The following is a 615-nucleotide window of genomic DNA, read 5'->3' as shown; positions in this document are numbered from 1 at the left end:
GGCTTTGACCGAGAAGGCACAGACGAAGTCGTCCGCGTAGCGCACGTACTTCACCTCACCCTGCATCTCCTTCGACAGCTTCTTCTCGACCCACAGATCGAGCACGTAATGCAGGTAAACATTAGCCAAGGTCGGCGAGATAATTCCCCCTTGGGGGGTTCCCGTCATCGGATTAACCACCATCCCATCCGGCTCCAGGATTCCGGCATTCAGCCATTTCCTGATGAGTCGGAGCAGGTGCCGATCATCAATCCTCTCTTCTAACATCCTGATCAACCAATCGTGATCCAGGTGATCGAAGAAGCCTTTAATGTCCGCCTCCACCACGAAGTTGTAGCTGTTGAAATGAAGCTCATCCCGAAAGTCGTTTACTGCCTTCTTCCCGTCTCGCCCCGGCCTGTAACCGTGGCTGCAATCCAGGAAGGTCGGCTCATAAATCGCATCCAGGATCAGGGCCACCGCTTTCTGCAGTAGCCGGTCTTCCAATGTTGGGATTCCCAGGGGCCGCTGTTTGCCGTTCCCCTTGGGAATGTACTTCCGTTTTACCAGCTTGGCGCGGTAAGCTTTGCGCTTGATCCGCTCTAACAGATCCTCCAGGTTCTTGTCCAGGTCTGC

1 protein-coding gene is annotated in these 615 nt (G+C 54.6%); it reads right to left on the bottom strand.

The window, feature by feature from the left end:
• Positions 1-588, bottom strand: a 588-nt coding sequence (locus tag GY791_15880) for a group II intron reverse transcriptase/maturase (protein ID MCP4329906.1), incomplete at its 3' end; no start/stop codon positions are given.
• Positions 589-615: the final 27 nt, after the last annotated feature.

It is taken from the genome of Alphaproteobacteria bacterium, assembly GCA_024244705.1.
Taxonomy (GTDB): Bacteria; Pseudomonadota; Alphaproteobacteria; order JAAEOK01; family JAAEOK01; genus JAAEOK01.
The sequence above is the reverse complement of the archived record's forward strand: the minus strand, read 5'-3'. Positions and strand labels throughout refer to the sequence as shown.